The organism is Pantoea sp. SGAir0430 (assembly GCF_043549295.1).
This window is the reverse complement of record NZ_CP039427.1, coordinates 2025447-2048608: the sequence shown is the minus strand read 5'-3', so window position 1 is coordinate 2048608 and position 23162 is coordinate 2025447. Positions and strand designations below refer to the sequence as shown.

The following is a 23162-nucleotide window of genomic DNA, read 5'->3' as shown; positions in this document are numbered from 1 at the left end:
ATGCAGAACGGGGCTGTCTGTTTTAAACCGCAGCGGTTTTAAACACGCTCATCGACTGCGCCAGACGATCGGCCTGCTCCTGCAGCGCCTGAGACGCAGCGGACGCTTCCTGTACCAGCGCGGCGTTCTGCTGCGTCACCGCTTCCATCTGCGTAATGGCCTGATTGATTTCACTGATGCCGCTGCTCTGTTCGCTGCTGGCGATGGTGATTTCGCTCATGATCTCCGCCACGCTGCTTACGCTATTGACCACCTCACCAATGGTTGAACCGGCGTGCGTCACCAGACGGCTGCCTTCATCCACCTTCGCCACTGAGTCTTCAATCAGCACTTTGATCTCTTTCGCCGCGGAGGCAGAACGCTGCGCCAGGTTACGCACTTCAGTGGCGACGACGGCAAATCCGCGACCCTGTTCACCGGCGCGCGCCGCTTCGACCGCCGCGTTGAGCGACAGGATGTTGGTCTGGAAGGCGATAGAGTCAATCACGCTGATGATATCGACAATCTTCTTCGAGGAGAGGGCAATCGCCTCCATCTTCACAATCACCTGCTCCATCACTTCACCGCCTTCTTTGGCGACGCCGGAGGTTTTCGCCACCAGCGAGTTGGCTTCGCGCGCATTGTCGGCGTTGTGCTTCACGGTAGCGGTCATCTGCTCCATCGCGGACGCCGTCTCTTCCAGCGAGCTGGCCTGCTGTTCAGTGCGCGAAGAGAGATCGATGTTGCCGCTGGAGATCTGGCTGGACGCCACGGCGATGGTGTCGGATCCGGCGCGTACGTCGGAAACAATGGTCAGCAGGTTATCGTTCATCGCCTGCAGAGCCTGCATCAGCGCGCCCGTTTCATCTTTGCTGCGTATTTCAATGCGCGAGCTGAGATCGCCGGCAGCCACTTTGCTGGCGATGGTCACCGCTTCATTCAGTGGATGCACAATCGAACGGGTCAGCAGCCAGCCCATCACCACGGCTGCGAGAATGGCGAGCGCGGAGAACACCAGCGTAACTTCAATCGCCGTGGTGCCATCGTCGATAATGCCGGCGCCTTCCTGCTGGAGCTGCGAGGACTGGGAATCCGCAAACGCCACCGCCAGGTCGAGGTAGGCATTCTGCACGGCGGTAATTTTTTTCAGCACGTAGTAGCTGGCGTCATCGGCTTTACCGGCCCGCACCAGATCCAGCACTTCATTTTTCTGCTGTTCAAACTGCTGACTGGCAGCCAGCAGGCTGGCAATTTTCTTCTTGCCCACGGCGGTAATCTGAATCGCTTCGATCTTCTTCATCGCCGCGTTGGTACGGGCGGTGGCGTCTGCCAGCTGCTGAAAGCGCTGCACGTTGAACTGCGGTCGGGTGGTATCGATGACGATGCCGCGCAGGTATTTGATCTGATCGTTGACGCCATCGCGCACGTCAAAGCCGAGCCGCACTTTTACATAGCGATCTTCCACAATCGAGGTAATGCCGCTCTTGATGTTGTTGATCTTCATGATTGAGGTAATACCAATCACCACCAGTAGTGCCACCACTAAACCAAAGGCGATGCCCAGGCGGACGCCGACCTTCATATTCTTTAAGCTCAACATTGGATCTCCCCGCAATGCCAGAATGCTGTTGTGTTAAAACGGAAACGCAGACGATGGGCCTGCAATATGTCGATGATGTGTAAAGGAAAGATTTTTTGCCATTGCGACGAGACGGGTCTGGCGCCACCAGCGCAGGCGCTAAAGTTATCGGTTGCTAATGTTTTAACTTTAATTTTTTAGGGATTTGTCACAAAACGGTTAAGAGGGCTTAAGGTTGATTAATCACTGGTCGTAATTAGCTGGCGTCACGGCCTATGCCGGTGCGCAAAATTGCGCACCCGACAAAAACGCGCAGAGACTGCAGGCTCACCTTTCATGGTGACCTGAGACGCGCAATTGAAAGGCATCGCGCAATAAATTGCGCCGCTACTCCCCGTGCGGTTATCAGCGGCATCACATGGAAGGAATATCTGCATTATCCTGTCGCACAAACCGTAGCGGCGCGATTCATCGCGCATTTCATTTCCCGCACCGTGGCGGAATGCGCAATAAATTGCGCCGCTACCACCCGTGCGGTTATCAGCGGCATCGCATGGAAGGAATATCAGTTACCCGTGCGCTTATCAGCGGCATTACATGGAAAGGATATCTGCACGATACGTTGCGCCATCATGATTCATTGCGAATGCGATATCTGCATTATCCCGTCGCACAAACCGTAGCGGCGCGATTCATCGCGCATGTCATTTCCCGCACCATGGCGGAATGCGCAATAAATTGCGCCGCTACTACCCGTGCGGTTATCAGCGGCATCACATGGAAGGAATATCAGTCAACCGTGCGGTTATCAGCGGCATCACATGGCAGGAATATCAGTCAACCGTGCGGTTATCAGCGGCATCACATGAAAGGAATATCTGCACGATACGTTGGGCCATCATGATTCATTGCGAATGCGATATCCGCATTATCCCGTCGCACAAACCGTAGCTGCGCGATTCATCGCGCATGTCAATTCCCGCACCGTGGCGGAATGCGCAATAAACTGCCCCTGCAAAAAACACGCAGAGGCCCTGTAGGGTCACCATTCATGGTGACCTCAGACGATTAATAGATCAGTAAGACAGGATAAATACGCCGTTACGCTAATGCAGCGAATGACAGGCGAGCGGGCACAAAAAAGGCGCGAACATCGCGCCTGAAGGGATAATCGGGGTAAGCGCTTAGCGCTTCTTCTCCAGCACGCGATAAATCACGCTGGAAAGCTCGTTGATTTCAAACTTAGCGACGTAACCGTCAGCGCCCACTTTGCGCACGTGATCTTCGTTGGCGCTGCCGGACAGCGAAGAGTGAATCACCACCGGAATCTGCCGCAGCGCGTCGTCGCGCTTGATGTTGCGCGTCAGGGTAAAGCCGTCCATCTCCGGCATTTCGAGGTCGGTCAGCACCAGCGCGATTTTGTCGTGAATCGACTCGCCGTTAGCCTGTGCTTCTTTCTGCATCTCGCTGATTTTTATCCACGCTTCAAGCCCGGTATTGTGCATGATGGCCGGAATGCCCATGCTTTTCAGCCCCTGTTCCAGCAGCTGACGCGCCACTTTGGAGTCTTCAGCAACAATCGCTACCTGGCCGGGTTTAAGGTTGAAATTCTTCGCCGTCTCTTCGCTCGGCTCAACACCACGCACCGACGGAATGATGTCATACAGAATCTGCTCGACGTCGAGCACCAATGCCAGATTGTTGCTCTGACCGTCGGTGTCCAGACAGGCGATGCTGGTGATGTTACGGCTGCCGATGCCCGCTTCCGCCGTGTGCACCTGATTCCAGTCGAGACGCACAATGTTCTCCACCGATTCCACAGCAAATGCCTGGGTGCTGCGCGCGTATTCGGTCACCAGCAGCAGGTTGAGGCCGGTTTCCGGTTTGCAGCCAGTTACTGCCGGCAGGTCGATCACCGGAATAAACTGGCCGCGAATACTGGCCATGCCGAGCAGCGGTGAATTCATGCCGGCGGCGCGGGTAATCGTCGGCATCGGCACAATTTCACGCAGTTTAAATACGTTGATGCCGTACAGCTCAGACTTGCCTTTCAGCCGATCGGAACCCAGCCGGAACAGCAGCAGTTCGAACTTGTTAGAAAGCGCAAGGTTAGCGCGTTCATCGATCTCTTTCTGAAAATTATCCATTGTGGCCTCGGGGCAGAATCTGGGCGGAGTAAAGGGCAGGGCAATAGCGCCATGATTAACTTATCGGCAGCGGGGGAAAAAAATGAAGGGAAGGGCGATGAAAATTTAGCGTAAGGGCGATAGCCCTCACGCTCACGACAGTTACTTCAGCAGAATCGCGCGCACGCTTTTGCCTTTGATCTTGCCCTCTTTCAACTTGATCAGCGCTTTTTTCGCCTGCGCGGCGTCGATGGCGACATACGCATGGGTCGGGGTGAGATCGATTTTACCGATCTGATCGCCGCTGAAACCGGCTTCACCGGTCAGGGCACCCAGAATATCGCCGGGACGCATCTTGGCTTTGCGCCCACCGTCAATGCACAGCGTCATCATCGCCGCCGGCAGCGGCTGTGCGCCTTTGCCTTTCAGCGTGCTGGCCGGCTGCCAGTTGAGCTTCTGCTGCAGGTAATCTTCCAGCGCATGGGCGCGCACCATTTCGTCGGCCGCCACAAAGCTGACCGCCAGCCCCTGTTCGCCGGCGCGGCCGGTACGGCCAATGCGGTGAATGTGCACTTCCGGATCCCACGCCAGCTGGAAGTTAACCACCAGCGCCAGCGATTTAATGTCGAGGCCGCGCGCGGCGACGTCGGTGGCGATCAGCACGCGGATGCTGCCGTTGGCAAAGCGAATCAGCACGCGTTCGCGATCGCGCTGTTCCAGATCGCCGTGCAGCGCCAGCGCGCTGATCTGGCGATCGTTGAGCGCGGCCGCAATCTCATCGCATTCCCGTTTGGTGTTACAGAACACCACGCAGGAAGCCGGTTGCTGCTGGCTGAGCAGGGCGCTGAGCAGGTTGATACGCTCGCTGGCGCTGGCTTCAATAAACTGCTGCTCAATCGCCGGCAGTTCCGACTGCGCTTCGGTCGCTACTGCCAGCGCATCGCGCTGAAAGCGCTGACTCAGGCTGGCAATGGTATCGGGCCAGGTGGCCGAGAACAGCAGCGTCTGACGCGAATCCGGCGTAAAGCCAATGATGGCTTCCATGTCGTCGCGGAAACCCATCTCCAGCATGCGATCGGCTTCGTCCAGTACCAGGCTCTGCAACTGACTTAAATCGAGATTGTCACGCTTGAGGTGATCGAGGATGCGCCCCGGCGTGCCGACCACAATATGTGGCGCGTGCACCAGCGAGTCGCGCTGCGCGCTCATTGGCTGGCCGCCGCACAGCGTCAGGATCTTGATATTGCGGGTGAAGCGCGCCAGCTGACGCAGCACGTTGCTGACCTGGTCGGCCAGTTCACGCGTCGGGCACAGCACCAGCGCCTGGGTATGAAAACGCCCGCTGTCGATGCGGTTCAGCACGCCAATACCGAAGGCGGCGGTTTTGCCGCTGCCGGTTTGCGCCTGCGCCCGCACATCGCGTCCGCTAAGGATGGCCGGCAGGGAAGCGGCCTGAATCGGCGTCATGGCGTCGAAGCCCATCTCGCGCAGGTTGTCGAACTGGCTGGCAGGCAGTTGCGTCAGGGTAGAAAAAGCAGTCACAGGAGCATCTCAGGTAGTAGCAGGAATAGCGGCGGCCAGTCTGGCAGAAAGGCGGGCTATCGGCAACGGCAATTGCGGCAATAATCACGCGATGAAATTAGTCAGCCGTTGCGCTTTGTCAGGTCAATGATGAGGTGCAACTATCGCAAAGTTTTAATGAATGTTCCGAATTTCACACCAGGCAGCACGAACGGTAAAAACGCTTTTTCGAGGGAAAAAATGATATTAGCGGCAGGTAAGCGGCAATATCGCCGCATGTTACGGCTATTTTCAGTAAGATTTCGCTTATATGTTACCTGTTACGCGGAAAATCTGAGTAAAAATCCTAACCGCTTTGCTTTATATTTAGCGCGCCATTTGGCAATTAATAATTACTTCAGAGGTCACCTCATTGAGTCACTATGTCCAGGGACAAAACGAAGACGTTCTGAAAATCGTCGGCCGCGCCGTGCTAACGCTGCATCTGCATGGAGAGACGTTATCCTCCGATAAAGTCAGCTCCATGATTGCCTGTTATGCGGAAGAAGAGCCTGTTAATGACGATGAGCACCAGCGCCTGTATGCGCTGGCGATTCAGATGTTGTCTTAAATCCAGCATTATCATCGGGCTTGCCGCGCCGGTGTCACCTTCCAAAGCCTCCTGCGGGAGGCTTTTTTGTGGCCGGGCCTGGCCTGCTGGTGCTGGCTGCGATGCGCCTTCAGGCGCTGAATACCGGCGTGCCGCGCTGGAACGTAGCGCGCACCGGCGCAATGCGCGCCACGGCTTCCGCCGAGCAGCAGGCGTCGACCAGCATCATACTGGCTTCATCCTGCAGCTGCGGCCACTGGCGCTCACCGCTATTGGCGAGCGGCAGAATGCCGCCGGTGGCGATATGCAGCGCGCGGCTCAGGCCAAACTCATCCGATCCGCGATACAGCTGGGCATACAGATTGGCTTTCTCCAGCATGCTGCCGGTACCGAACGGCGACCAGTGATCGATCACGCTGTCGGTGCCGGTCATCACCGTCACGCCCGCTGCCTGCAACTGCGGCAATGGCATCGTCAGCTTGCCAATCGGAATCGTTGACGCCACGCTCATCTGCTGTTCGGCCATGCCGGCGATAATCTCATCCAGCGCCTTACCTTCCAGCGTGGCGAGCGCGAAACCGTGGCTCAGTGTCACTTTGCCTTTCAGCTGCGGATTACGGGCGATGGTGGCGATCATGTACTGAATGGCTGCCACGCCGGCGGCGCTGGTCTCATGCAGATGAATGTCCACGCCGCGATCGTAGTCGAGCGCGATGCGGAACATCGCATCAAGCGAAGCCTGCATGGCACCATCCACGTTGGTGGGATCCAGCCCACCGACATACTGCACGCCGAGCTGCATCGCCTCACGCATCAGACCATCGACCTGCGAATGCAGCAAACCATGCTGCGGAAAGGCGACGATCTCACAGCGAAACGCCGGATGGTTGGCCAGCGCCATTTGCAGATGTTCGAGACTTTTCAGGCCACTGACTGGATCGATGTTGCAGTGGCTGCGCGCTTCGGTGCTGCCTTTGCTTTGCAGCAGGCCAATCAGCGCTTCGGCGCGCGCCTGCGAGGTTGGCAGCAGCTGGGGAATCAGCACCTGCTCGCGCGCAATCATATCCATGATGGTCTTGCCCTGCCGCGGACGCGGTGCCTGCCACGGTCCGCCGTAGAAAGTTTTATCCAGATGGATATGCATGTCCCGCGTGCGCGGTAACAGCAGCGCACCGCCGGCATCCCACTGCGGCAGGGCAGGCTGGCGCGCCTGGCCAGCGGCGCTAATGGCGCTGAACTTGCCTTCTTTAATGGTGATGTCGTACAGCGCGGTGCGGGTGGCGACTATCTCCGCGCCGTCGCGCTCAAATCCCTCTTCGAGGCGCACATTCAGCAGCTGATAGTGCGCCACGGCAGGCGGCGGTGTGGACGAGACCGGCGGTGTGTCGGGGCGGGCGGCGCTGCTCATGCCAGCCATCATCAGGCTGCCTGCGGCAGTAAGGCGCACGCCGTGGCTGAGGAAATCACGTCGGCTGGAAGCGGTCAGAGGCATCGGAAACTCCAGGCAAAAGGAAAAAACCTAATCTGGCAAAACCGACGCCGCCGCGCTGCGATATTTCCCACTGCCTGGCAGTGGAAAAATCACTGCCACTGTAGCTGGCAGAATTGCACCAGCGCAGCGGCCAGTGCCTGCTGCAGCGCATCCTGCGGCTTACGGCAGAACAGCGCCAGCTCGAAATGGCTGATTACTGGTAAACCCTCAGCGCTGCCCAGCACGCGGTGACCGGGCAGGCGGCAGCTGGCGGGCAGCAGCGTCAGGCCGAGACCGGCGGCGCTGGCGCTGGCGAGGGCCACCAGGCTGGCGCTGCTGTAGCTGATGCGCCAGCTACGGCCGAGCGCATCCAGCGTCTGACACATCTCTTCGCGATACAGCCCCTGCTGCGGAAATACCACCAGCGGCAGCGGCGTCTGGTCAAAGCAGGGATGTTCGGCACTGTCCAGCCACAGCAGCGGCTCGGGCCGGGCGGCCAGCGGGCGATCGCCGCCCGGCTGCTTGATCAGCATCAGATCCAGCTCTTCACGCTGCCATGCGCGATGCAAATCGACGTACATGCCGCTCATCACGTCAAGACGCAGCTGCGGATGCTGTCGGCTGAATCCGGCCAGCAGGCTGGCGGTCGGGGCGGCAAAATCCTCCGGCACACCAATGCGCACAATGCCGTCGCGCCACTTATCGCTCAGCACATCGTGCGCTTCGCCGTTAAGGGCGATGATGCGCCGCGCGTAGCCGAGCAATTTTTCTCCCTCTTCGGTCAGCGCCACCTGATGTGAGGTGCGCTGTAACAGCGCTTTACCCACCATCTCTTCCAGTCGCCGTACCTGCTGACTGACCGTCGACTGCGACAGGTGCACACGCTCGGCGGCGCGGGTAAAGCTGGCGGTCTCGCACACCGCCACAAAGCTCAATAGCTGCTGCGGCGTAAACATTGGCTGACGATTCATTTATCCACTGCCCATCATGGTGTTATTTCATTTCCAAATAGTACTGTCTGCTGCGATGCTGACAACCTTTTCACTGCAGGATGGGTTATGAACCGACATGCCAATACGTTAACGCTGGCTGCGCTGGTGCTGGCCGGGCTGAACATGCGCCCGCTGCTGACCTCGGTCAGTCCACTGCTGGGCCAGCTGCGCCACAGCCTGCATTTGTCAGGGCTGGCCGCCTCGCTGCTGCCGGCGGTGCCGATGGTGATGATGGGCGCGGTAGCGCTGTTCAGCGCCAGGCTGATGCAGCGCGTGGCCTTAAAGCCCTTGCTGCTGGCCGGGCTGACGCTATTGCTGCTGGCGCTGGCAGCGCGCGGCGTGATCGACAGTGGCAGCGGGCTGGTGCTCAGCGCGCTGTTCGCCGGCATCGGCGTCGGCGTGGTGCAGATGGCGATGCCGGGACTGATTCGACAGCGTTTTAGCCGGCGCAGCGCGGCGGTCACCGGGCTGTGGGCGGGCGCGCTGATGGGCGGCGGCGGACTGGGCGCGGCGCTGTCGCCGTGGCTCAGCGCGCAGCTTGGCGTACCGCTGGCGCTCAGCGGCTGGGCGCTGCCGGTGCTGCTGGCTATCCTGCTGTGGCTACTGGTGCGCGTGCCTGCCGCGCCGGATGCCGCACAGGTAACGCTGCCGCCGCTGTGGCGTAAGCCGCGCGCCTGGTCGCTGGCGCTGAGCTTTGGCCTGGTCAACGGCGGCTATGCCACCTGCGTTGCCTGGCTGCCGGATGCGTATCACCGGCTGGGCTGGTCGGCGCAGGCCGGCGGCTCGCTGCTGGGCGTGATGATTCTGAGCCAGGTTGCCGGCGCGCTGCTGATGCCGCTGCTGGCGCGCGGTGCCGATCGCCGTCCGCAGCTGATTGTCAGTCTGCTGTGTCAGCTGGCCGGGATGAGCGGGTTTCTTTTTGCGCCACTGCTGGCGCCGTGGCTGTGGGCCGCTATCGCCGGCTTCGGTCTCGGTGCCGCGTTCCCGCTGGCGATGGTGCTGGCGCTCGATCATCTGCCGCAGCCGCAGGCAGGCGCGCGGCTGGTGGCCTTCATGCAGGGCGCAGGATTCATCATCGCCGGCTGCATGCCGTTTATTGCTGGTCAGTTGCAGGTGCTCACCCACAGCTTTGCCAGCGTCTGGCTGATGCAGGGCATCGTGACGCTGGGGTTGATCGGACTCAATCTGCGTTTTCATCCGCGCAGCTATGCGCGCGCCTTTGGTGCGGCAGCGCGCTGATTGGTCCTACCAATGTTATATAAATGTAGCCACATGGTCACATAACACGAAAAATCACGCCTGCCGCGTTGCTTTGGGTTAACAATGCATTAACTATCTGGAGCCAGAAAGCCCGTCAGCCGCAATGTGGTCCTACCAATTGTGGTGCGGAACCGGGCAACAATCTGCGGCGCACGCCTGCTTTTGCCGATGCGCCGCATCCCTCTGGTGACCTCTGGAGAAACGGCATGCAGGTGTGGCAACAAAACTACGATCCGCTCAACAATTTGTGGCTATCCAGCCTGGTGGCGGTGATCCCGATTGTTTTTTTCTTCTTCGCGCTGATTAAGCTCAAGCTGAAGGGCTATCAGGCCGGTACGATCACCGTGGTGCTGGCGCTGCTGGTGGCGCTGCTGCTGTACGGCATGCCGGTGCCCCAGGCGCTGGCGTCGGTGGCGTATGGTTTTTTATACGGCCTGTGGCCGATTGCCTGGATCATCGTGGCGGCGGTGTTTGTCTACAAGATCTCGGTGAAAACCGGCCAGTTCGATATCATTCGCGCCTCGATTCTCTCCATCACGCCAGACCAGCGTTTGCAGATGCTGATCGTCGGCTTCTCGTTTGGCGCGTTTTTAGAGGGCGCGGCAGGCTTTGGGGCACCGGTGGCGATCACCGCCGCACTGCTGGTCGGGCTGGGCTTTAATCCGCTCTATGCCGCCGGCCTGTGCCTGATCGTCAATACCGCGCCGGTGGCATTCGGCGCGATGGGGATTCCGATCATCGTCGCCGGTCAGGTCACCGGGCTGGACAGCTTCCAGATTGGCCAGATGGCGGGACGCCAGCTGCCGTTTCTCACCCTCATCGTGCTGTTCTGGATCATGGCGATCATGGATGGCTGGCGCGGCATCAAAGAGACCTGGCCGGCGGTGATGGTGGCCGGCGGCTCGTTTGCCATCGCCCAGTACCTCAGCTCTAACTTCCTTGGCCCGGAGCTGCCGGACATCATTTCGTCGCTGGCTTCGCTGATCTGCCTGACGCTGTTTCTGCGCCGCTGGCAGCCGGTGCGCATCTTCCGCTTTAAAGAGCCCGCGCCAGAGGCTGCGCCCTCAGGGACGCAACGCTACACGCTGGGGCAGATTGTGCGTGCCTGGATGCCGTTCCTGTTCCTTACCGCGACCGTAACGCTGTGGAGTATTCCGCCGTTTAAAGCGCTGTTCGCTAAAGGCGGCGCGCTGTATGACTGGGTGTTTAGCGTGCCAGTGCCGCTGCTGCACGAGCTGGTGGCACGCATGCCGCCGGTAGTGAGCGCAGCAACGCCGTATGCGGCGCTGTTCAAATTTGACGTGGTCTCCGCCACCGGCACTGCGATTCTGCTGGCGGCGGTGATTTCGGTGATTTTCCTGCGTATGAAGCCGGCGGCGGCGCTGCGCACCTTTGGCGAAACCCTGAAGGAACTGGCGCTGCCGATCTATTCCATCGGCATGGTGCTGGCCTTTGCGTTCATCTCAAACTACTCCGGGCTGTCGGCCACGCTGGCCCTGGCGCTGGCGCACACCGGCCAGGCCTTCACCTTCTTCTCGCCGTTCCTCGGCTGGCTGGGCGTCTTTCTGACCGGCTCCGATACCTCTTCCAACGCGCTGTTCGCCGCGCTGCAGGCGACCACCGCACAGCAGATTGGAGTGTCGGATGTGCTGCTGGTGGCCGCCAATACCACCGGTGGCGTCACCGGTAAAATGATTTCGCCGCAGTCGATCGCCATCGCCTGCGCCGCCGTGGGGCTGGTGGGGCGCGAGTCCGATCTGTTCCGGTTTACCGTTAAACACAGCCTGATTTTTACCTGTATGGTCGGCGTGATCACCACGCTGCAGGCGTATGTCTTTACCTGGATGATTCCATGACTGAACCCACACCGCGGCTGGCGGATACGCTGCGCGCGCGTCTTGGCGCCTGGATTGAAGAGCATCAGCTGAAACCCGGCATGCGTTTACCTTCGGAGCGTGCGCTGGCCGCCCGCTTCGGCGTGTCGCGCTCGTCGGTGCGTGAGGCCATCCAGCAGCTGATCAGCAGTGGCGTGCTGATCAGTAAACGCGGCGGCGGTACCTGGCTGTGCGAGCCGCAGGAGCCGTGGTCAGAACAGCGCATCGTCGAGCCGATTCGTCAGTTGCTGGCCGCCGATCCTGACTACCGCTGGGATATTCTTGAGGCGCGCCACGCGATTGAGGCCAGCACCGCCTGGCACGCCGCGCAGCGCGCCACCGAGGCGGATAAAGAGCGGCTGCGCTATGCCTTTGACGCGCTGATACAAATGAACGACTGCGACGATCCCGAACTGGCCGCGCAGGCGGATCTGCGCTTCCACCTCGCCATTGCCGAAGCCTCGCATAATCTGGTGCTGCTGCAGACCATGCGCGGATTTTTCGATCTGTTGCAATCCTCCGTGCTGCACAGCCGCCAGCGTATGTACACCCAGCCGGTGATTTTCAACCAGCTCAACGCCCAGCATCAGGCGATGTTCGATGCGGTGATGGCGGGCGACGCCGACGCGGCGCGCCAGGCGGCGATGGATCACCTCGGCTTTGTTCACACCACCATGAAAACGCTGCATGAAGACGAAGCGCGCCAGGCCCGCATCACGCGGCTACCGGGCGCCACGCAGGTTACCCGTAAGGAAGACAACTGATGATTATTTCTGCTGCCAGTGACTATCGCGCCGCGGCGCAACGTATCCTGCCGCCATTCCTGTTTCACTATCTGGACGGCGGGGCCTACGCAGAACATACCCTGAAGCGCAACGTGGCCGATCTCTCTGACGTGGCGCTGCGTCAGCGCGTGCTGAAAAACATGGCTGAGCTGAGCCTGGAAACGCGGCTGTTCAATGAAACGCTGTCGATGCCGGTGGCGCTGGCGCCGGTCGGCCTGTGCGGCATGTACGCGCGACGCGGTGAAGTGCAGGCGGCGCGCGCAGCAGCGAATCGCGGTATTCCATTTACCCTGTCGACGGTGTCGCTGTGCCCGATAGAAGAGGTGGCACCGGCGATTAACCGTCCGATGTGGTTTCAGCTGTATGTGCTGCGCGATCGCGGCTTTATGCGCAACGCGCTGGAGCGGGCCAAAGCGGCAGGCTGCTCGACGCTGGTGTTCACCGTCGATATGCCGACGCCGGGCGCGCGCTACCGCGATGCGCACTCCGGCATGAGCGGCCCGCATGCCTCGCTGCGCCGTTACTGGCAGGCGGTCACCCATCCGCAGTGGGCATGGGACGTCGGGCTGCACGGGCGTCCGCACGATCTCGGCAATATCTCAACGTACCTCGGTAATCCTACCGGACTGGAAGATTATATCGGCTGGCTGGCCAACAATTTCGACCCGTCGATCTCGTGGCAGGATCTGGAGTGGATTCGCGAATTCTGGGAAGGGCCGATGGTGATCAAAGGCATTCTCGACCCGGAAGATGCGCGCGATGCGGTGCGATTTGGCGCCGATGGCATCGTAGTCTCCAACCACGGCGGACGTCAGCTGGATGGCGTGCTGTCGTCGGCGCGCGCGCTGCCGGCCATCGCCGACGCGGTAAAGGGCGACATCACCATTCTGGCCGACAGCGGTATTCGTAACGGGCTGGATGTGGTGCGCATGATCGCGCTGGGGGCTGACAGCGTGCTGCTGGGACGCGCGTTCATCTATGCGCTGGCGACGCACGGCCAGCGCGGCGTGGAGAATCTGCTGAGTCTGGTTGAGAAAGAGATGAGGGTGGCGATGATGCTGACCGGCGCGAAAACCATTGCGGACATCACCCAGGATTCGCTGGTGCAGGCGAATGCGCTGCTGAGCGAAGCCGGACTCAGCCCGGCGCGCCCGCACGCGGTGCGCTAAGCCAGGCAAAGCGCCGGCTCTTGTCTATACTGAATAGCTGTCTGACTAACAGGAGGAATGACATGACCATTCATAAGAAAGGATCGGCCCATTGGGAAGGCGACATCAAAGGCAAAGGTACGGTTAGCACTGAAAGCGGCGTGCTCAGCAACCAGCCATACGGTTTTAATACCCGTTTTGAAGGCGAGAAGGGCACCAATCCGGAAGAGCTGATTGGCGCGGCACACGCCGCCTGCTTCTCCATGGCGCTGTCGCTGATGCTGGGCCAGGCCGGTCATCCACCGAAAAGCATCGACACCACCGCCGATGTTTCACTGGACAAAAAGGGCGACGGCTTCGCCATCACCAAAATTGCCCTCAACAGCACCATTGCGCTGCCGGGCATCGATGATGCCAAATTTGATGAAATCATTCAGAAAGCCAAAGCCGGCTGCCCGGTGTCTCAGGTGCTGAATGCCGAAATCACCCTCGACTATACGCTGAATAATTAATCGCCCTCACGGGTGACCAGCGGTAGACTATGCGATGCGCCTGCGGGCGCATCGTTGCTTTCTGCTGTCTGGAGGAAACGTGGCAAAAAAACTGGCTGCGACAAAACACTGGAAGATGATTGTGGTGTTGCTGTGCATCTGCGGCGCGCTGATGCTGATTCGCTGGGCGGCGATGATATGGGGCTAAAGGATTGGGTATGCCGCCACAAGCTCGGGGTGCTGGTGATGATTATTCTGGTGCTGGAACTGGTGCACTACCTGCTGACAGCCTCGTGGCTGCCGTGGCAGTTCTGACGCCTCAGGCATATTCGCCGTCATGCTCATGCTGGCGCAGATTGCGCACGCTGCTGCGCGCAATGCGGTAGGCCTTGCGCGGATCGCCCGCGACAAATTCAAAGGTGGGCGAATAGTAAAACGGCAGCCAGCCGCCGAAGCCGCTCTCCCACTCCCAGCGCACCGGACAGGGCCAGAGAATGCCGTCATACAAAATGTAATAAACCCAGCGTCCGTTGGGACGACGGGGGCGAGTTTTTTTCATGGGATTCACAACTGTAATAGTGTAAAGCAGCTTATATTTTGAACGCTGCGGGCCCAGGTTGCAATGCCGTCTGGCTGTTTTTTATGCAATTGATGACGCACTGGCACCGAATTAACGGTGCACTTCCCCACAAAGCAGCACCACGTTCGGCCGGACTTTATGGATGCGATCGGCCATCTGTTCGCAGGCCACTTTCGTGGGGTAAATCCGCTCCGACACCGGCAGGGCATCACAGGCATCGTGGCCGCAGGCGCTCACTAACAAGACAAAACCAATCAACATAACCGCCTCCTTCTGCACCATTCCCGTGGTACGGAATGCGTGGCTGTGTGTTCCTTTTTTTGATCCAGTATAGCTAAACGCCTCAGGCGTCAATGAACAGCCTGAGCGGCTTTTTTGTCCGAACAGAATGATGATAACCAGCGCCGCGCCCATTAGCAGCACAATCTGGGCTAAACTGTGCGGCACTGACAACAATAAGGAGTGATATCTGATGTCTCATGAAATTGCCCATCCGGCCAGCAGCCCAAAACAGGCCGCCCTGCAACTGGTCATCGAACTGGTGCGCGCCGGTAAACTGAGCCCGCTGCACGGCGATGCCTCCAATATGATCTCCATCTACGAACAGTTCAAGGCACACTTCGAAGCCGACAAGCAAAAAGATTCCGCCATCTCCTGACGTTCTGCCCCGGTGGCGCGCTGTGTCTGGCCGCGCCACCGTTCCCCGACTTTCACATAATCTCTTCCGTTTATTATTGCATCCCGATTAAATTTGCAGCGCGCTTTTTGATATTTCTCACAGATCCGTAACGCAAATCTGAAACCGGTTGCAGAAAATCTTTAGCGCGGGTATTCGTTAATTAAACCCCACACTGAGGATTGAATGATGCCAAAGATTCTACTCTGCTGCGCCGCCGGGATGTCCACCAGCATGGTGGTGCAGAAAATGGAGAAGGCCGCCAAAGAGAAGGGCGTCGAGGTTGAGATAAAAGCCGTTGGCATTGAAGAGTTTAACGATCAGATCGCGAACTTTGACTGTTGCCTGCTCGGGCCGCAGATTAAATACAAACTGGCGGACTTCCAGCCGCTGGCGCAGCAGCTAAATAAGCCTATCACTGTGATTAATAGCATGGATTACGGCATGATGAATGGCGCGAAAATATTAGATGATTCGCTAAAGCTGATTCACGCCTGACGATTGTTCCGAAAATAAAATAATTGTTTACGCCTGTGCGCCAATGCACAGGCTTATTCTGTTGTTGCCTGATGCAAGGAGCTCGCCGATGAGCAGCATAAGCGAATCGTTATTTGGTGTGATTGAAAACCGCATCAGCCCGCTGGCCGGACGCCTCTCCAGCCAGCGCCATGTGATCGCCATCCGCGATGGATTTATCGCCTCGATGCCGTTTCTGATTGTGGGCTCATTTATGCTGCTGTTTGCCCATCCGCCGTTCTCAGCTGACAGCTCATGGGCGTTTGCCCAGTGGTGGCTCGGTATGGTGCGCGCGCATGAAGCGCAAATCATGATGCCGTATAACATGACCATGGGCATCATGGCGCTGTATATCGCCAGCGCCATCGCCTATAACCTGGCGAACAGCTACAAAATGAACGGCTTTATGGCGGCCAGCCTGGCGCTGATGGCGTTTCTGGTGGTGGCCGCCCCCCAGAGCAACGGCACGCTGCCGGTTGGCTCACTCGGCGGCGAGGGCATTTTCACCGCGATTCTGGTGGCGCTGTTCGCCACTGAGCTGATGCACTTCCTGCAAAAGCACAACATCGGCTTTAAGCTGCCGGAGCAGGTGCCGCCCAAAATTCGTCAGTCGTTCGATCTGCTGATCCCGATCATCGCCATCTTCATCACGCTGTTTCCGCTCAGCCTGTGGGTGCAGGCGCAGTTTGGCCTGCTGCTGCCGCAGGCGATCATGGCGCTGTTCGCACCGATTATCTCCGCCTCGGATTCGTTACCGGCGGTGCTGGTGGCGGTGCTGCTGTGCCACATGCTGTGGTTCGCTGGCATTCACGGTGCGGTGATTGTCGGCGGCATTCTGCAGGCGTTCTGGCTGACTAACCTTGGCCTCAACCAGCAGGCGCTCAACGCCGGTGAGCCGATCACGCACGTGTTTATCGAGCCGTTCTGGCAGTTTTTCATCGTTATTGGCGGCTCCGGTTCCACCATGGGACTGGTGCTGCTCTACCTGCGCAGCCGCTCGGCGCATCTGCGCTCGATTGGCAAGCTGAGCATTGTGCCCAGCATGTTCAACATCAACGAGCCGGTCATCTTCGGTTCGCCGGTGGTGATGAATCCGATTCTGTTCATTCCGTTTATCTGCGCGCCGTTAGTCAACGCCACGCTCGCCTGGACAGCCACCAAAACCCACCTGATTAACCACGTGGTGTCGCTGGCCCCCTGGACCACGCCGGCACCGATCGGGGCGGCCTGGTCGACCGGCTGGGACTGGCGCGTCATCGTGCTGATTGCCGTGCTGGTAACCATCGCCACGCTGATTTACTACCCGTTTTTCAAAATTTATGAGCGGCAATTGCTGCAGCAGGAGCTTGAGCAGGCCGCCGCAGCGCAACCGGTTAAGGAGGCATGATGGAAATTGATGAGAGCACGGTCATGGAACTGATTATTCAGGCGGGAGAAGCGCGCTCCTGCTCGATGGAGGCGCTGCGCGCTGCGCGGCGCAAAGAGTGGCCACGCGCCGATGCGTTGCTGAGCGAAGCCAGCGAGGCGGCCAGAGCCGCGCACCGTATCCAGACCGAATTGATCGGTGCCGACGAAGGCTGCGGCAAAATTCCGGTCAATCTGATCATGGTGCATGCGCAGGATCATCTGATGAACGCCATGCTGTGCCGTGAACTGGCGGAAGAGATCATCCAGCTGCGGCGCGAGCTGGCTGCGGACTAACAAGGAGGCAGTATGCAACATCCTAACCCCGGTGCGTTTCCGCACGGCTTTCTGTGGGGCGCTTCAACCTCGGCGTATCAGGTTGAGGGCGCCTGGAACGAAGACGGCAAAGGGCCGTCGGTGATCGATAAAGGCCATTTTCCTGAGGGGATGACGGATTTCACCGTCACCAGCGATCACTATCATCGCTTCCGGGAAGATATCGCGCTGCTGGCGGAGCTTGGCCTGAAAACCTATCGCTTCTCCATCGCCTGGAGCCGCATCTATCCGCAGGGTGACGGCGAGCTGAATCCGGCGGGCGTTGCGTTTTATCAGCAGCTGATTGATGAAATTTGCCGCCACGGCATTGAGCCGCTGGTCACGCTCTATCACTTTGACCTGCCATGGGCGCTGCAGCAGGATGGCGGCTGGTCAAACCGGCGCACCGTGGCCGCTTTTGAGCGCTTCGCCATCACCTGTTTCGAGCACTATGGCGACCGGGTGAAATACTGGCTGACCATCAATGAACAGAACATGATGATCCTCAAAGGTGAGGTGATTGGCACGCTGCCGGCCGGCACGGTGGATGCGCAGAAGACGCTGTATCAGCAGAACCACCATATGATGCTGGCGCAGGCCAAAGCGATGATTGCCTGTCACCAGCGCTTGCCGCAGGCCAAAATTGGCCCGGCACCGAACATCTCCTGTATCTATGCCGCCAGCGCCAGACCGGAAGATGTGCTGGCCGCCGATAACTTTTCAGCGATCCGCAACTGGCTCTACCTCGACCTGGCGGTACACGGCCATTACAACAACGTGGTGTGGGCGTTTCTGCAGCAGCGCGGCTGGCTGCCGCACATTGAGGCGGAGGATATGGCGACCATCGCCGCCGGTCAGCCGGACTTTATCGCCTTCAACTATTATGCATCGGCCACCATCAGTGCTGACATGCCTGAGGTCGCGCGTGGTGAGCTGAACAGCAAGCAGCAGGCCGACCAGCAGATGGCCGGCATCGACAAATCGGTGTACGTCGGCTGCAACAATCCGCATCTGCAGCAGAATCAGTTTGGCTGGTATATCGATCCGGTCGGTTTCCGCATTACCGCGCGGGAGATCTACGCGCGCTATCGCCTGCCGCTGATTGTCACAGAAAACGGTCTCGGTGCGTTCGACACGCTGGAGGCGGGCAACAAAGTGTATGACGACTATCGCATTGCCTATCTGCGCGAGCATATCACTCAGCTGCGGCTGGCAATTGCCGATGGTGTGGAGATATTTGGCTACTGTCCGTGGTCGGCCATCGATCTGGTCAGCACCCATCAGGGCATCAGCAAACGTTACGGCTTTATCTACGTTAACCGCGATGAACACGATCTGCGCGATCTGGCGCGCTATCGCAAGAAGAGCTTTTTCTGGTATCAGCAGTTGATCCGCAATAACGGCGCACAGCCTGATGCGGAGGTGGAATACTAACGCGCGGCGCGGCTGCATCCCTGCTGGGTCGCCGCCGCGCCAGCAGCGTGATTAGCGGTGTTGTCCCGCCATCAGCACATATTTTACCTGCACATACTCTTCAATACCGTAATGGCCGCCCTCGCGGCCGTAGCCGGAGTGCTTGATACCGCCAAACGGCACTGACGCCGTACCGACCGAGCCGGAATTGAGGATCACCATGCCGGCTTCCAGTTTTTTCGACAGGCGGAAAGCGCGGCCAACGTCCCGCGTCCACGCATAGGCCACCAGACCGTATTCGGTGTCGTTAGCGCAGCGAATCACCTGCTCTTCATCACTGAAACGGTACAGGGCAAACACCGGTCCGAAAATCTCGGTGTTGTGCACGGCAAAAGAGGCGTCCAGATCGCACAGGATGGTCGGCTCATAGAACAACCCGCCCTTCGCGTGTGGCTTGCCGCCAAGGCGCAGCGTCGCCCCCTGCGCTACCGCATCATCCACCAGCGCGGTGACTTTATCGAGCGCCATGCGGTTAATCAGCGGGCCAACCACAAATTCCTGCTGCATACCCTGATCGACACGGATCTCACTGACTGTTTTCACCAGTTGCTGCACAAAGGCATCGTAAATCGCGTCATGCACAAAGATGCGGTTAGGCGAAATACACACCTGGCCGGAGTTGCGCAGTTTGGCGCTGACCAGCCCGGCCACGCTCTCTTCCAGCGGGCTGTCGGCGAACACGATAAACGGCGCGTTGCCGCCCAGCTCCATAGTCATCTTTTTCAGCGTGGCCCCGCACTGCTGCGCCAGCAGTTTGCCGACGCGGGTAGATCCCGTGAAGGAGATTTTGTGGATGCGCGTATCGCTGGTAAAAGCTTCGCCGATGGCTTGCGGATCGCCGGTCACCATCTCAAACACGCCAGCGGGAATACCGGCCTGACGGGCATACTCCAGCAGTTTATACGCAGTAAGCGGCGTCTCTTCTGCCGGTTTGATGATCATGGTGCAGCCCGCGGCCAGCGCGGTAGCAATTTTGCGGGTGATCATCATAAACGGGAAGTTCCACGGCGTGATGGCCGCGGTCGGGCCGACCGGCTCTTTTACCACCAGCACGGAGGCGTTAGCATCGTGCGACGGCAGGGTATCCCCGTTGACGCGTTTGGCCTCTTCCGCATACCACTCAATGAAGCCGAGACCGTACTCGATTTCGCCCAGCGCTTCGCTCAGGCATTTGCCGTTCTCCCTGACCATCAGTTCAGCAAACAGGTGCTTATCGGCGCGTACCAGATCGTACCAGCCACGCAGCAGGTCGCTGCGCTGTTTCGCGCTTTTTGCCGCCCATGCCGGAAACGCGGCACAGGTGCGATCGATAGCGGCCGCGACCTCGTCGTGGCGCATGAACGGTGCTTCGCCGACGAGGCTGCCGTCGGCAGGATTGGTGACTTTAATCATTCCAGTGTGCTCCAGTGTCAGAATCAATGTGACAACCTGGCAGTCAGCGTTATCGGGCTGGCTGCCGCTGTGCAGAAATGATGCGCGTCTGGCCTTTTCGCCACAATCGATTAAAATTGCTCCATCATTGAGAAAAACTGAACGGTTAACTGATGCGTGATTTGCCACCCCTGAATGCCTTGCTGGCGTTTGAATATGTCGCCCGTAGCGGCAGTGTGCGGGCAGCGGCTGATGGCCTGTCGGTGACGCCAGGCGCGGTGAGTCGTCAGATTCGTCTGCTGGAAGAGTACTTTGGCACGGCGCTGTTTCAGCGTCAGGGGCGCGGGCTGGTACTGACGCTGCCCGGCAATGCCTATTTTCTGCAAATCAGCCAGCACCTCGACGGTATTCGCCAGGCGAGCGCCACGCTGCAGCGCAATGCCGGCCGCACGGTCATCCGGCTGCACTCCTTCACCACGTTCGCCACCCGCTGGCTGATTCCGCGGCTGGCACAGTTTCAGCTGGCGCATCCGGCGATTGACGTGCGCCTGACGACCGCGTCGGAATGGGACGATACGGTGGATTGCGACGCGGCGATTCGGCTTGGTGACGGTACGTGGCCGCAGCAGCACGCCACGCCGCTGGTGAAAAACGTGCTGGTGCCGGTGTGCCGTCCGACGGCTGACCGGCGCGCCAGCATGCATCTGGCCGGGCTGGCGCAGCATACCCTGCTGCTGGTGCGCGGACGTCCTGATGACTGGCAGCGCTGGTGCGAAGCATTTGGCGTGGAAATGGACGCGCTGCCGCACCGGCGGCAGATGGAAAGTTCGGCGCTGGCCTATCAGGCCGCCATTGAAGGGCAGGGGATTGCGCTGGCGCAGCGCGTGCTGGTGGAAGCGGAGCTGAAGGCGGGCACGCTGATCGCCATGGAGGATTACCAGCTGGACTGTGGACGGCACACCTATTACCTGGTGCGCCCGCAGGAGAGCGTTAAGGCTGCTACGCTACAGCAGCTGGAGCAGTGGCTGGTCACGCAGGATGACGGCGATCAGGCGTTATGAGCGGCGGAATGGTCCATCTGCCACGGAGGCGCGCTCAATCAGCCGTCCGCTGAACGGCGGCAGGGGCGCAATCGCTTCGCCCTCGAGCATCGCCACCAGCTGCGCCAGCGTGTGCTGAATCATCTCCGCCACCGGCACGTGAACCGTCGTGAGCGGCGGCAGGAAAAATTCGGCCATGCGAATATCATCAAAGCCCATCAGCGATACATCCTGCGGCAGCCGTTTGCCCGCCGCATTCAGCGCCAGCGCGGCACCAATCGCCATATCATCATTGCTGGCCATCAGCGCACTGAAGGGTACGCCGGCACTCAGCAGCTGGCGTGCCGCCGCCTGACCGCTCTCCGGCGTCCACGCGCCCGGCAGTACGCGCGCCGCTTCATACGGCAGCTGATGGTCGGCCAGCGCCTGCTGATAGCCAGCCAGACGCGCGGCGGCGGTGGGCGATCCCGCCAGTCCGGTGATAAACGCGATGTCATGGTGACCGCGCGCAATCAGGTAGTTCACCGCATCGCGGGTATTCTGCTGGTGCGAAGCCCAGACGCAGTTCGCCGCGTGCTGCGTCAGACGGCGGTTAACCACCATGATCGGGATATCGTGCTGGTCGATGATCGCTTCCAGCGCGGCGGTGTCGAGAAAACGCGGGTAGATAATGATGGCGTCGCAGCGCAGATCGAGCAGAAACTCAATTGCCGCGCGCTCATCGTCAGCGCTGGTTTTGCCATCGGCGAGGATCAGCTGGCGGCCATAGTTATTGGTCAGCGTGGCCGTCTGGTACAGCAACTCGCTGAAATAGGGGCCGTTAAACAGCGAATGGGTGACGATCAGGCCGATATTCTGCGATTTTTGCGTCGCCAGACTGCGCGCCAGCAGATTCGGGCGGTAGCCGGTTTCTTCAATCGCCTGAAACACTTTCTGCTGCGTGGATTTGCTGACATAGCGGTTGCCCGCCAGCACGCGCGACACGGTGGCCTTAGAAACGCCCGCTTTGCGGGCCACATCCAGCATAGTAATCATCAGCGCTTCGACCATCATTCCTGCAGGCTAAAAAGCGATAGTACCTGAAAATGCAGGGAAATTAATGGCATCGTTAGCAAACAGTGAGGGGGATCAGGCGTAGAACCAGGCGGGCAGGATGGCGATCAGGTTATTCAGGGTATGCAGAAAAATCGGCAGCGCCAGGCTGTTGCTGCGCAGACGCGCGTAGCACAGCAGCAGCGAGAACAGCGTCAGCGCAACGATGGTTTCCCAGTGCACGTACTGCGTGTGCAACGCGGCGAACAGAAGCGATGTGAGCAACATGCAGGCAAAACGGCTTTTGGGCGCCCACAGCAAAAACGCCTGCAGCAGGAAGCCGCGGAACAGCACCTCTTCAAACACCGGCGCCAGCAGCACGGCGGTGAGCAGCAGAATCAGCATTGAGCTGCGTCCCTGCTGGCTCTGTTCAATCAGCCAGCCTTCCGGCTGCAGGAACTGCGTCTGCGCCACCATCAGCACAAACAGCGCGCCGATAAACAGCAGTGCCTGGCCGGGACGTAGAAAGCCCAGAGGAATGTCGCTGCGGCGCTGGCAGTAGAAACGGTACAGGGGATAGATCACGGCAAATTCAAACAGGCACAGCACCGGCACCAGCAAGCCGTTATTGCGCAGCGTCCCGTAATTGGGAAACAGCGTAATCAGCATGGTCACGAGGTAATAAACCACAAAGCTACCGACGTAAAACAGGGTCAACGTAACTTTGTCGGATTGGGTGTCCATAGGCGACTCAGCGGGCAGAGGAAGACGCATAGTAGCAACGGCGATCGGTGCTGTCGAGGTGCGTTTGCGGAGATTTTCGCCGGTTCAGATACGCCACAATCGCGGCGCTGACCGGCCGCCTCATCGCAGGCGATGCGCGGCATGACGGCTTGCGCTTTCATCTGGCGAGCAGTCGGAGAGGGAACCGAATCACTTA

23 protein-coding genes are annotated in these 23162 nt (G+C 59.4%); 13 read left to right on the top strand and 10 right to left on the bottom strand.

Annotated elements, in window-relative coordinates; all coding sequences use genetic code 11:
- Positions 1-22 precede the first annotated feature (22 nt).
- From E7738_RS09935 to dbpA, 3 genes are all read right to left on the bottom strand, one after another.
- Positions 23-1579 (bottom strand): methyl-accepting chemotaxis protein, encoded by a 1557-nt coding sequence (locus tag E7738_RS09935; protein ID WP_136547420.1) that lies wholly within the window; start codon positions 1577-1579, stop codon positions 23-25.
- Between the two features lie 1163 nt (positions 1580-2742).
- Positions 2743-3705, bottom strand: coding sequence for a chemotaxis protein (locus E7738_RS09930; protein ID WP_021507259.1), 963 nt, complete (start codon positions 3703-3705; stop codon positions 2743-2745).
- Positions 3706-3846: 141 nt separating this feature from the next.
- Complete coding sequence (gene dbpA / locus E7738_RS09925) at positions 3847-5226, bottom strand: ATP-dependent RNA helicase DbpA (RefSeq protein WP_394515579.1); 1380 nt, start codon at positions 5224-5226, stop codon at positions 3847-3849.
- Positions 5227-5617: 391 nt separating this feature from the next.
- Between dbpA and E7738_RS09920 the strand changes: the two genes are divergently transcribed.
- Entirely contained in the window at positions 5618-5815 is a 198-nt protein-coding gene (locus E7738_RS09920) for a hypothetical protein (protein WP_010618157.1), read from the top strand.
- 109 nt (positions 5816-5924) lie between these two features.
- Here the strand turns inward: E7738_RS09920 and E7738_RS09915 are convergent, their stop codons facing one another.
- Both E7738_RS09915 and E7738_RS09910 read right to left on the bottom strand, forming a co-directional pair.
- Entirely contained in the window at positions 5925-7286 is a 1362-nt protein-coding gene (locus E7738_RS09915; protein WP_394515578.1) for an amidohydrolase family protein, read from the bottom strand.
- An 89-nt stretch (positions 7287-7375) separates the two neighbouring features.
- Complete coding sequence (locus E7738_RS09910) at positions 7376-8236, bottom strand: LysR family transcriptional regulator (RefSeq protein WP_031279666.1); 861 nt, start codon at positions 8234-8236, stop codon at positions 7376-7378.
- 87 nt (positions 8237-8323) lie between these two features.
- Between E7738_RS09910 and E7738_RS09905 the strand changes: the two genes are divergently transcribed.
- The 6 genes from E7738_RS09905 to yniD all read left to right on the top strand — a co-directional run bounded on the left by E7738_RS09905 (position 8324) and on the right by yniD (position 14023).
- Entirely contained in the window at positions 8324-9496 is a 1173-nt protein-coding gene (locus E7738_RS09905; protein ID WP_021507255.1) for a cyanate transporter, read from the top strand.
- 227 nt (positions 9497-9723) lie between these two features.
- Positions 9724-11373 (top strand): L-lactate permease, encoded by a 1650-nt coding sequence (gene lldP / locus E7738_RS09900; RefSeq protein ID WP_021507254.1) that lies wholly within the window; start codon positions 9724-9726, stop codon positions 11371-11373.
- The gene (gene lldR / locus E7738_RS09895) at positions 11370-12155 is read left to right on the top strand and encodes a transcriptional regulator LldR (RefSeq protein ID WP_021507253.1); all 786 of its coding nucleotides are present in this window, start codon (positions 11370-11372) and stop codon (positions 12153-12155) included. The genes lldP and lldR overlap by 4 nt, the downstream gene beginning before the upstream one ends.
- Positions 12155-13345, top strand: a complete 1191-nt coding sequence (lldD, locus tag E7738_RS09890) for an FMN-dependent L-lactate dehydrogenase LldD (RefSeq protein ID WP_394515577.1) — start codon at positions 12155-12157, stop codon at positions 13343-13345. Before lldR ends, lldD begins: the two co-directional genes overlap by 1 nt.
- A 62-nt stretch (positions 13346-13407) precedes the next feature.
- Complete coding sequence (locus E7738_RS09885; RefSeq protein ID WP_021313986.1) at positions 13408-13836, top strand: OsmC family protein; 429 nt, start codon at positions 13408-13410, stop codon at positions 13834-13836.
- A 79-nt stretch (positions 13837-13915) separates the two neighbouring features.
- Positions 13916-14023: a small membrane protein YniD gene (gene yniD / locus E7738_RS09880; RefSeq protein ID WP_021507251.1), complete on the top strand. Its 108-nt coding sequence runs from the start codon at positions 13916-13918 to the stop codon at positions 14021-14023.
- A 111-nt stretch (positions 14024-14134) separates the two neighbouring features.
- Here yniD and E7738_RS09875 read toward each other — a convergent pair whose 3' ends face one another.
- Positions 14135-14374 carry a hypothetical protein gene (locus E7738_RS09875; RefSeq protein WP_021507249.1) on the bottom strand — a complete coding sequence of 80 codons (240 nt, stop codon included), beginning with the start codon at positions 14372-14374 and terminating at the stop codon, positions 14135-14137.
- 111 nt (positions 14375-14485) lie between these two features.
- Positions 14486-14809, bottom strand: a complete 324-nt coding sequence (locus E7738_RS09870; RefSeq protein ID WP_127833729.1) for a hypothetical protein — start codon at positions 14807-14809, stop codon at positions 14486-14488.
- A gap of 58 nt (positions 14810-14867) precedes the next feature.
- On the opposite strand from E7738_RS09870, the gene E7738_RS09865 reads away from it, so the two are divergent.
- The 5 genes from E7738_RS09865 (at position 14868) to E7738_RS09845 (ending at position 18740) form a co-directional block, all read left to right on the top strand.
- Entirely contained in the window at positions 14868-15053 is a 186-nt protein-coding gene (locus E7738_RS09865) for a hypothetical protein (protein ID WP_021507248.1), read from the top strand.
- Positions 15054-15260: 207 nt separating this feature from the next.
- The gene (locus tag E7738_RS09860) at positions 15261-15569 is read left to right on the top strand and encodes a PTS sugar transporter subunit IIB (RefSeq protein WP_031279665.1); all 309 of its coding nucleotides are present in this window, start codon (positions 15261-15263) and stop codon (positions 15567-15569) included.
- Between the two features lie 88 nt (positions 15570-15657).
- Positions 15658-16974: a PTS sugar transporter subunit IIC gene (locus E7738_RS09855; RefSeq protein ID WP_021507246.1), complete on the top strand. Its 1317-nt coding sequence runs from the start codon at positions 15658-15660 to the stop codon at positions 16972-16974.
- The gene (locus tag E7738_RS09850; RefSeq protein ID WP_010618140.1) at positions 16974-17288 is read left to right on the top strand and encodes a PTS lactose/cellobiose transporter subunit IIA; all 315 of its coding nucleotides are present in this window, start codon (positions 16974-16976) and stop codon (positions 17286-17288) included. The genes E7738_RS09855 and E7738_RS09850 overlap by 1 nt, the downstream gene beginning before the upstream one ends.
- 12 nt (positions 17289-17300) lie before the next feature.
- Positions 17301-18740 (top strand): glycoside hydrolase family 1 protein, encoded by a 1440-nt coding sequence (locus E7738_RS09845; RefSeq protein ID WP_394516320.1) that lies wholly within the window; start codon positions 17301-17303, stop codon positions 18738-18740.
- 51 nt (positions 18741-18791) lie between these two features.
- Here E7738_RS09845 and E7738_RS09840 read toward each other — a convergent pair whose 3' ends face one another.
- Positions 18792-20171: an NAD-dependent succinate-semialdehyde dehydrogenase gene (locus tag E7738_RS09840; RefSeq protein WP_021507244.1), complete on the bottom strand. Its 1380-nt coding sequence runs from the start codon at positions 20169-20171 to the stop codon at positions 18792-18794.
- Positions 20172-20323: 152 nt separating this feature from the next.
- Between E7738_RS09840 and E7738_RS09835 the strand changes: the two genes are divergently transcribed.
- The gene (locus E7738_RS09835) at positions 20324-21211 is read left to right on the top strand and encodes a LysR substrate-binding domain-containing protein (RefSeq protein ID WP_127833733.1); all 888 of its coding nucleotides are present in this window, start codon (positions 20324-20326) and stop codon (positions 21209-21211) included.
- Here E7738_RS09835 and E7738_RS09830 read toward each other — a convergent pair.
- The gene (locus tag E7738_RS09830; protein ID WP_262258096.1) at positions 21206-22225 is read right to left on the bottom strand and encodes a LacI family DNA-binding transcriptional regulator; all 1020 of its coding nucleotides are present in this window, start codon (positions 22223-22225) and stop codon (positions 21206-21208) included. The two genes, E7738_RS09835 and E7738_RS09830, sit on opposite strands and share 6 nt — an antisense overlap.
- A gap of 93 nt (positions 22226-22318) precedes the next feature.
- Positions 22319-22966 (bottom strand): CPBP family intramembrane glutamic endopeptidase, encoded by a 648-nt coding sequence (locus E7738_RS09825; RefSeq protein ID WP_021507241.1) that lies wholly within the window; start codon positions 22964-22966, stop codon positions 22319-22321.
- Positions 22967-23162: the final 196 nt, after the last annotated feature.

Excerpts from the sequence above, each read along its gene's own strand:
- E7738_RS09935 (WP_136547420.1), bottom strand. The coding sequence starts at position 1,579 with ATGTTGAGCTTAAAGAATATGAAGGTCGGCGTCCGCCTGGGCATCGCC.
- E7738_RS09930 (WP_021507259.1), bottom strand. The coding sequence starts at position 3,705 with ATGGATAATTTTCAGAAAGAGATCGATGAACGCGCTAACCTTGCGCTT.
- E7738_RS09915 (WP_394515578.1), bottom strand. The coding sequence starts at position 7,286 with ATGCCTCTGACCGCTTCCAGCCGACGTGATTTCCTCAGCCACGGCGTG.
- E7738_RS09910 (WP_031279666.1), bottom strand. The coding sequence starts at position 8,236 with ATGAATCGTCAGCCAATGTTTACGCCGCAGCAGCTATTGAGCTTTGTG.
- E7738_RS09905 (WP_021507255.1), top strand. The coding sequence starts at position 8,324 with ATGAACCGACATGCCAATACGTTAACGCTGGCTGCGCTGGTGCTGGCC.
- lldP (WP_021507254.1), top strand. The coding sequence starts at position 9,724 with ATGCAGGTGTGGCAACAAAACTACGATCCGCTCAACAATTTGTGGCTA.
- lldR (WP_021507253.1), top strand. The coding sequence starts at position 11,370 with ATGACTGAACCCACACCGCGGCTGGCGGATACGCTGCGCGCGCGTCTT.
- lldD (WP_394515577.1), top strand. The coding sequence starts at position 12,155 with ATGATTATTTCTGCTGCCAGTGACTATCGCGCCGCGGCGCAACGTATC.
- E7738_RS09885 (WP_021313986.1), top strand. The coding sequence starts at position 13,408 with ATGACCATTCATAAGAAAGGATCGGCCCATTGGGAAGGCGACATCAAA.
- E7738_RS09875 (WP_021507249.1), bottom strand. The coding sequence starts at position 14,374 with ATGAAAAAAACTCGCCCCCGTCGTCCCAACGGACGCTGGGTTTATTAC.
- E7738_RS09870 (WP_127833729.1), bottom strand. The coding sequence starts at position 14,809 with ATGGGCGCGGCGCTGGTTATCATCATTCTGTTCGGACAAAAAAGCCGC.
- E7738_RS09865 (WP_021507248.1), top strand. The coding sequence starts at position 14,868 with ATGTCTCATGAAATTGCCCATCCGGCCAGCAGCCCAAAACAGGCCGCC.
- E7738_RS09860 (WP_031279665.1), top strand. The coding sequence starts at position 15,261 with ATGCCAAAGATTCTACTCTGCTGCGCCGCCGGGATGTCCACCAGCATG.
- E7738_RS09855 (WP_021507246.1), top strand. The coding sequence starts at position 15,658 with ATGAGCAGCATAAGCGAATCGTTATTTGGTGTGATTGAAAACCGCATC.
- E7738_RS09850 (WP_010618140.1), top strand. The coding sequence starts at position 16,974 with ATGGAAATTGATGAGAGCACGGTCATGGAACTGATTATTCAGGCGGGA.
- E7738_RS09845 (WP_394516320.1), top strand. The coding sequence starts at position 17,301 with ATGCAACATCCTAACCCCGGTGCGTTTCCGCACGGCTTTCTGTGGGGC.
- E7738_RS09840 (WP_021507244.1), bottom strand. The coding sequence starts at position 20,171 with ATGATTAAAGTCACCAATCCTGCCGACGGCAGCCTCGTCGGCGAAGCA.
- E7738_RS09835 (WP_127833733.1), top strand. The coding sequence starts at position 20,324 with ATGCGTGATTTGCCACCCCTGAATGCCTTGCTGGCGTTTGAATATGTC.
- E7738_RS09830 (WP_262258096.1), bottom strand. The coding sequence starts at position 22,225 with ATGATTACTATGCTGGATGTGGCCCGCAAAGCGGGCGTTTCTAAGGCC.
- E7738_RS09825 (WP_021507241.1), bottom strand. The coding sequence starts at position 22,966 with ATGGACACCCAATCCGACAAAGTTACGTTGACCCTGTTTTACGTCGGT.